The sequence below is a fragment of the Curvivirga aplysinae genome (assembly GCF_009711445.1).
Classification (GTDB): Bacteria; Pseudomonadota; Alphaproteobacteria; order UBA8366; family Aestuariispiraceae; genus Curvivirga; species Curvivirga aplysinae.
Map to the genome: position 1 here is coordinate 1 of NZ_SMMC01000077.1, position 7,690 is coordinate 7,690.

Sequence of the window (7,690 nt, forward strand, 5' to 3'; positions counted from 1 at the left end):
TGAATACCGTGTATGATACAATGTAATATGGCGCAATTACTTCAGCCAAAGAAAGTATGAAGACTTTAAGTGCAATTGGGTAGAAAGTGTCCCACGCGCCAAATTTTCATGGGGCAGATTATTATTTAACCATATGAAAATATATTTTTTTTATAGAGATATGGTGCGGGCGGCCGGACTTGAACCGGCACGATCAAAAAGATCGGCAGATTTTAAGTCTGCTGCGTCTACCAATTCCGCCACGCCCGCAGAGACTGGGCTTATAAATTACAGGGGGTAGAACTAATCCTGTGTGCCCTAGCGCGACGAGGTGGACACTATACATGTGCGCCCCTAAGAGCAAGCCCGATTTTGGCTTATTTTTCATTTTTTTTAAGTTTTTTTATTCACAGTTACGCAATAACTTTAAGAGCTTAGAGTTTTGGCCCTTCTGTCAGTAAAGCTGCAACTAATCCGGCCACTAAACCAAAGATTAAAAACATGATCAGATAATAGCGAAAACTGTTTTTATGCATGCCACGGCGCCTTCTTGTCCGGCGATTAAAGCTGGGCTTCATCTCTGACATGCTTGAAGCTTTCATAACGGATAGTGGCAGAGCGCCACCAATAGCATCACCGCGATTTATTTTAATTTTTCTCATTGTAAACAAACAGATTTCCATAGTGGTTCCTAGTCTTCATGAAACATCATGAACAGAAAACACATCAAAAGATGGGCAAGAATTTGACGATTTAAAGGCAGATATGCCTAAACGGCAGGATTGTCGAGCTTATAAGCAAAGAATCAACTTTTTACAATTTCTGATTTGCCATTTAAAGATTCGATCAAGACCGTAACTTCCGCAGTCGCCAAATCAATCATTGTTTGGTCCGTTCCACGCAAAACAAGGGACAATCTAAAACCATTTGAGGCATAAGCCGGATAGCTTCCTAAATCCAATTCCGGATACTCGTTTTGGATCTTCCCAAGACCTTCTGCGATTTCCCCCTCTGGGCGAGAACACAGAATGGTTCGAGATTTCATAACTTCCCCACCTTGCAAGGTCGGTAAAATGCCATCAAGCATTGCTTGCATAATTTTGGGAACACCTGCCATCACATGCACATTTTCGACTTTAAAACCGGGCGCTGCGGAAACCGGATTGTCAATCAACCCGGCACCTTCCGGTGTCATTGTCATACGAAGGCGTGATTCGTTTAACTCGACATCCAGCGCTGCATAATGCGCCGTTAGGATCTTCAACGCTTCCGGATGTTGTGTGAGAGGTAGATCAAATGCCTTAGCAACACAGGCTGCCGTGATATCATCATGTGTTGGGCCAATACCACCTGTCGTGAAAACATAGTCATATTTAGCGCGTAAATGATTAACAGCTTCGACAATTTCTTCTTCAATATCCGGCACTACGCGGCTTTCAGCCAGGCGCACACCAATCTCATTCAGTTTTGTCGCCAGATAAGCTAGATTTACATCTTGTGTACGACCAGAAAGAATTTCATTTCCGATGATGATAAGTGCAGCACGAATTGTCATTTTGTCACCTTGTATTTTTCCCTATTGAATAAATAAGGAAGAATACAACAAACATCAATGCAAGATCATATAACTATTTCGTTTTATGCAGTTTCATGTTTTGGCAGACGTATAGAAATAAGTGTCGTTAAAGTTAAAAAGGCTACTGACACCCAAAGGCAAGCCGCCAATCCATAGACCTGATAAATCCAACCGGATAAAACCGTGCCTATCAAACGGCCCATTGCATTTGCCATATAATAGAAACCCACATCCATAGAAACACCATCCGCCTTTGCGTAATCTACAATCAAATAGGAATGCAAAGAAGAATTCACTGCGAAAACAGCGCCAAAGAGAAGCAAGCCTATGACGATTGAATATTGGATTTCAAAGCCTGATTGGATTGCCCATGCGACAGCTATTGTAACGGTGGTCAGTACCAATGCCCATTTCATGGCACTTTGCCCATCAGGGTTAACACCTCGGTGACGCCCTGTAATACTTGGTGCGAATGCTTGTACTATTCCGTATCCAACGACCCAAGTGGCAAGAAAGCCGCCAACCCAATAATGGTCCCAGCCAAAAATCTGACCAAGAAAAATAGGCAGTGCAACGACGAACCAGACATCACGACTACCAAATAAAAACATGCGCGCAGCTGACAATATATTCACAGATTCTGATTTTGAGAAAATCTGCGTAAACTTGACTTTATTTTTGGCTTTTCCCATATCCCGGTTAAGAAAAATGAGACTTAAAATCAGAACTAAAAACAAGACGGCTGCCATAAACATAACAGCCCCTTTAAAACCTATAATGGTCAGTAAAATACCACCTAAGAAGAAACCCAATCCCTTAAGCGCATTTTTTGATCCCGTGAGGATCGCAATCCATTTGAAAAGAGTTCCTTTCTCGCCGCTTGGTACTAATGTCTTGATAGCACTTTTCGCACTCATCTTATTGAGGTCTTTTGCAATACCGGAAAGTGCTTGTGCAAACATCACCCAAACGACAGTCAGATAAGGTGTCGGAACAGCCAGCATTAATAGGGCTAAAACTTGTAATGCAAGCCCAAGATTCATTGTCCTATTCAACCCAATACGCGCACCTAACCAACCTCCAATCAAGTTGGTTATGACACCAAAGATTTCATAAAATAAGAAAAGAAATGCGATTTCAAGCGGGCTATAGCCAATCTGGTGGAAATGTAAAACCACCAACATTCGTAAAGCCCCATCCGTCAATGTAAAATTCCAGTAATTAAAGGTCACCAGAATATATTGACGGATGTCTTGAGATAGATTGCCGAACATCGTCTTATCAACCTAATTGAATTACCTATACAGAACCAACTTTCCGGATCAATTCGGCCGCGCGCGTGGCGTAGCCCATCTCATTATCATACCATGCGTAAATCTTTACCATACGCTTATTCACAACCATGGTTGATAAAGCATCCACAATACTAGAACGTTGATCTCCTGTGTAATCGATCGACACTAATGGTCGTTCTTCATATCCAAGAACACCACTTAACTCTCCGACAGACGCCTCTTTTAATAACGCGTTTACCTCATCCGCATCAGTATCACGCTTCACATCAAAAATAATATCGGTCAAAGATGCATTTGCGAGAGGTACCCGAACCGCATGTCCATCGATCTTACCTTTCAAATCTGGGAATATCTCCACAATCGCGGTTGCAGATCCTGTCGTGGTTGGAATTAAGCTCATGCCGCATGCACGGGCCCGACGAAGGTCTTTATGAGGTGCATCCAAAATAGTTTGTGTATTTGTCAAATCATGAATGGTTGTAAAGCTTACTTGCTCAATACCAAGCTTTTCATGAATAACTTTTACGACGGGCGCAATACAATTTGTGGTACAGGATGCCGCTGTTACAATCTTATGAATAGTAGGATCAAAGAGATGATCATTCACCCCAACAACGGCCTCAAGAACGCCTTCTTCTTTTACTGGAGCTGAAACCACAACACGCTTCACACCTTGATCAAGATAAGCTTGTAAAATCGAAGATTTTTTATGCTTACCTGTTGCTTCGAGAACCACATCACATTCAGACCAATCCACCGCTGAAATTTCTTTTTCTTGGCTGGTGACGATCTTATGCCCCCCCACAATAATGGCCTTATCTTCGTATGAAATCGAATCCTTATTCCAACGACCTTGAACCGAATCAAATTCCAGTAGATGTGCTAATGTTTTTGCATCCCCTGCCACATCATTGATTTGTATGATTTCAATATCATCCCAATCAAATGCAGCTCTCAGAACCAATCGACCAATACGACCAAATCCATTAATTCCAAGCTTAATAGCCATGATTCAATCCTTAAAAGTTTATCAAATAAGACCCAGTTTCAATGAGTATATAAGCCTCATAGTTATATATGTAAATACATATATATGATTAAACATATATTAAAATTTAATTAAATCTTGTTGCTTATGGAAATAACCTAATCATGTTTATTTGTTATTTGAGAATTTTCGATTTTCCAGCTTGTTTAACAATTGCTTTTCAGCGTTGATAATACCTGGATTTCCGTTACGAATTGTTGAAATCACATGCCGTATCCAAACAGGAAGGTTTTCGGTAAATTTATAAAAAACCCACAAGCCTTCTTTTTGAACGGATAAGAAACCGCTCTCACGCAACAAAGCTAGATGCCGAGAAACCTTTGGTTGGCTCATACCCAACACATTGGTGAAGTCACTAACGGTTAAGGCTCCCTCATCCTCCAATAACATAAATACCTTTAGTCTTAGAGGATCACTTAATACTTTGAATAACTCTATGGGTCCTTCAACAGTGTTCTCACCTTCACCATTCAGAAGCAGGAATAATGTAATACGGTCCTTTAAATCTGTGAATAGATCGACAAAAGGTTTCAAACCTTCCTTAGGTTTAGGGTCCTCTAGATCCCAATGCATTAAATCACTATGATTGGGATAAGTTGCACATTCCATTTTTGCCCGATCACAAAGCGTAATGATATAATCGAATCTTTCAATATCTAGCGTCTCTACAGATTTACTAACAAGGCCAGCAGAAGAAATTTCAAAACCCGATAGAACCTCAAACACACGTTGATCTACATGAGATGGATTCATACCAGCAGATTCTACGATAAACCCATCTCCTGCCAATGATCGGAATAAAGCTTCAGCCACCTGCGAACGCGCAGAATTCCCTGTACAGAGGAATAGAACTTTTCTTGTTGTGGCAGATACCATTATGCACCTTTTAAATATTTATATATGAAATTACATATATAAACCGACAAAATAATTCAAGGAGATAGAGCCTCCCCTCCTCGCAATTTTGTGATCTGATCTAGCTTATTCAGAATTCCTATTTTCAGAAAAATCAATATACTTCTTTGTAAATTCACGATTGGAAATATGAGGTTACGATGAACCTATCTAAACTTATTTTAGCAACAATTGGCTCTCTCTGCCTTAACAGCATGATTTCTTTCGCAGGTGAAGTGAAGATTGAAAATGCTGTTGCAAAACCAACTGGCGAAAATAGTTATCGTTTTTCCGTCACCGTAAGTCATAACGATACTGGATGGGATCACTATGCTGATGAATGGCAAGTCATTGATGCTGAAGGTAATATTCTAGGCACACGTATTTTGGCACATCCTCATGTAAATGAACAGCCGTTCACCCGCTCTTCGGGCTCAATTGCCATCCCAGCTCATTTAGACAAAGTATATATTCGAGCAAAAGATAACGTGCATGGTTGGGCCAAAGAACAATTTGAAGTAAAACTCAAATGAACCTTTCTTATAAGCCGTAATAAATCGGCGCAATAAAAGAGAAAGCCACCCAAATTATTAAAGCAAGCGGCGTTCCAAACTTCAGGAAATCACTAAACCTATATCGCCCCGGCCCCATCACGAGTAAATTAGTTTGATATCCGATTGGGGAACAGAAAGAACAATTGGCAGCAAATAAAGTGGCAATGGCAAAGATATGTGGATCAATACCCGTTGCCAAAGCCAAATGTACACCAATAGGCGTGAATAATACGGCGCAAGCGTTATTGCTTATTAAATTCGTAAATATCATAACAATGAAGAAAAATGCGCTTAACATAACCGCCGCATCCATCCCGCTTAGATGATGCATCAACACATTTTCGGCAATATAAACCGCCCCTCCAGACAGCTCCAAGGAAGTTCCTAACGCTAGTGAAACCGCGACGATAGAGATCAATTTAAAATCTATACTTCTTATGGCTGTTCGTAACCTGATCGCTTTCACCAAAATCATTAAGCATACAGCTAATAAGGCAGCAACGACGATCGGCACTAGCTCGGAAATAGCCAAACCCACAAAACCTAAAAAAATAAGCAAACTGCGACGTGCATGTTTCATGACAGGCATCTCTTCGCCGGAATGTTGCAGGAGGGCTAAATCTTCTGAATCACTCAGTTCATTAATCCGATTTGGTGCACCATAGAGCAATAAAACATCGCCAGCTTGAAATGTGATATCAGTCATTTTTGTACGGATCATATGCGCCCGACGCTGGATACCAAGTGCCAAACAACGATAACGTGTAGCAAAATGACTGCGCCTTAACGTACCATTTATCAATGGACTACCAGGTGGGATCATCGCTTCTACGACTTCACGATGTCCCGCCTCTACATAGTTTAACTCATATCTCGCAAGCTTGCCCTCTTCATCTTCTGGTAATAGTCCATATTTCTGCATACCAGCGTCTGTTAAAACATCCCGAGGTGCACCTATCACCATAGTATCACCTGCCTTTAACGATATTTCTGAAAATGGAGGCAAAATCGCCTTTGCCTCACGCCAAATCATGAGAACAGTTACATCTGGCCGTTCCTTCAAAAATCCATAGATAGGCTTCTTCCCCACTAACGGAGAACTATCATCTAATTTCAAATGAGCGATAAACTGACGCCCGCTTCCATTGAAATCCTCGTCATCCAATGCATCTCCCTGCTTGCTAAGGAATTTTGGCAAAATAAATACAGCATATATTAGGCCGACAATCGCCAAGATTGCGCCAATAGAGGTGAATTCAAAAAAGCGAAGAGGTTCAAGATCCAGCTCGCTTAAAGATCGAGAAACTAAAAGATTGGTCGAAGAGCCAATTAATGTCGTCATCCCCCCTAATATAGAAACGAAACTAAGTGGCATTAACATTTGGCGTACATTTAGCTTGGATTGTTGCGCCATCGACATCAATATAGGAATAAAAATAACGACAACGGGCGTATTATTCATAAAGGCAGCAATTATGGATACAGCTATTAAAATAGTTGCGAATCCCCATAAGTCTCGCCCTCTACTAATATGTGAAAAAAATGTTGCGAATTGTGAGAGTGCACCTGTCTGTATCAAGGCGCGCCCCACGATGATCAGCGAAATAACCGTTATCAACGCAGGATTTGCAAAACCACTTAATAGAGCATGTGCATCCAGAAGATTCTGACCATCTTCACCATGCAGTGGAAAGAGATGGAAAATGGCAACAAGGGCCGCAATAGATAGTACCGACGTGATTTCTATTGAGAGGGTTTCATATATAAATAGAAGGATAACTATGGCTATGGCAGCAAAAGTAACCCACATGTGAAATAAAGAAATTTCATCTGTTAGTATCAATGCCGCTCCCTTCAACGTAAAGCAAACTCAATATAGCATCATAGAATTACCTTGTGAAGGAACTCAACTTCCTAAGAAGACTACGCAATAGTCGGGCCTAACTTCAATGGCTTATCTCAGTTTCAATAAGTTTTAGCCATTCATTTTTCAAACTCTCGACATCAGAGACAAAATTTGCGTGTGCCTTTCTTAATCGCAACCTATTTGGCACCAATCGGAGCAAACCAGCATTCTTCTTAACATGTTTTTTTACCGAACCTCGATAAGGGCCTATATATTCTTTTGAAATCATAAAGCGTCTTCGATGCCTCATAATATGATCCAAATGCGATAAAATTTCATTCAACGAAAAAGGCTTTAAAATGGAAAAGTCCACACCGGCACGCTGTTCATTTACTAACAAACTCAAATCAGCTTTTGATTGCGTGACAATTACAGGGACAAAGGGATCTAATAATGTCTTTCCCATTCTGATGCATTTGATATAGGCAAGCACTTCAC

General features: G+C 40.8%; 8 protein-coding genes and 1 tRNA gene. 1 reads left to right on the plus strand and 8 read right to left on the minus strand.

The annotated features are described in order from the left end of the window. Nucleotides 1-161: 161 nt before the first annotated feature. The 6 genes from E1160_RS01390 to E1160_RS01415 form a co-directional block, all read right to left on the minus strand. Nucleotides 162-249: transfer RNA gene (locus E1160_RS01390), tRNA-Leu, on the minus strand. A gap of 164 nt (nt 250-413) precedes the next feature. After that, entirely contained in the window at nt 414-662 is a 249-nt protein-coding gene (locus tag E1160_RS01395; RefSeq protein WP_155153203.1) for a hypothetical protein, read from the minus strand. Nucleotides 663-784: 122 nt separating this feature from the next. After that, a complete protein-coding gene (locus E1160_RS01400; RefSeq protein WP_155153204.1) occupies nt 785-1,534 on the minus strand; it encodes a competence/damage-inducible protein A in 750 nt (249 codons plus the stop codon). An 83-nt stretch (nt 1,535-1,617) separates the two neighbouring features. After that, nucleotides 1,618-2,829: an organoarsenical effux MFS transporter ArsJ gene (gene arsJ, locus E1160_RS01405; RefSeq protein WP_155153205.1), complete on the minus strand. Its 1,212-nt coding sequence runs from the start codon at nt 2,827-2,829 to the stop codon at nt 1,618-1,620. A 25-nt stretch (nt 2,830-2,854) separates the two neighbouring features. Beyond that, on the minus strand, nt 2,855-3,859 hold the full coding sequence (locus E1160_RS01410; protein WP_155153206.1) for an ArsJ-associated glyceraldehyde-3-phosphate dehydrogenase: 1,005 nt from the start codon (nt 3,857-3,859) through the stop codon (nt 2,855-2,857). A 147-nt stretch (nt 3,860-4,006) separates the two neighbouring features. Beyond that, complete coding sequence (locus tag E1160_RS01415; RefSeq protein WP_155153207.1) at nt 4,007-4,774, minus strand: metalloregulator ArsR/SmtB family transcription factor; 768 nt, start codon at nt 4,772-4,774, stop codon at nt 4,007-4,009. 179 nt (nt 4,775-4,953) lie between these two features. Here E1160_RS01415 and E1160_RS01420 point away from each other — a divergent pair, with 179 nt between their 5' ends. Then, entirely contained in the window at nt 4,954-5,325 is a 372-nt protein-coding gene (locus tag E1160_RS01420) for a hypothetical protein (protein ID WP_218048642.1), read from the plus strand. Between the two features lie 7 nt (nt 5,326-5,332). On the opposite strand, the gene E1160_RS01425 is transcribed toward E1160_RS01420, so the two are convergent. Continuing rightward, nucleotides 5,333-7,189 carry an SLC13 family permease gene (locus tag E1160_RS01425; protein ID WP_155153208.1) on the minus strand — a complete coding sequence of 619 codons (1,857 nt, stop codon included), beginning with the start codon at nt 7,187-7,189 and terminating at the stop codon, nt 5,333-5,335. A 103-nt stretch (nt 7,190-7,292) separates the two neighbouring features. Further along, the coding region (locus E1160_RS01430) for a hypothetical protein (protein WP_218048643.1) at nt 7,293-7,690 on the minus strand (398 nt) is incomplete at its 5' end.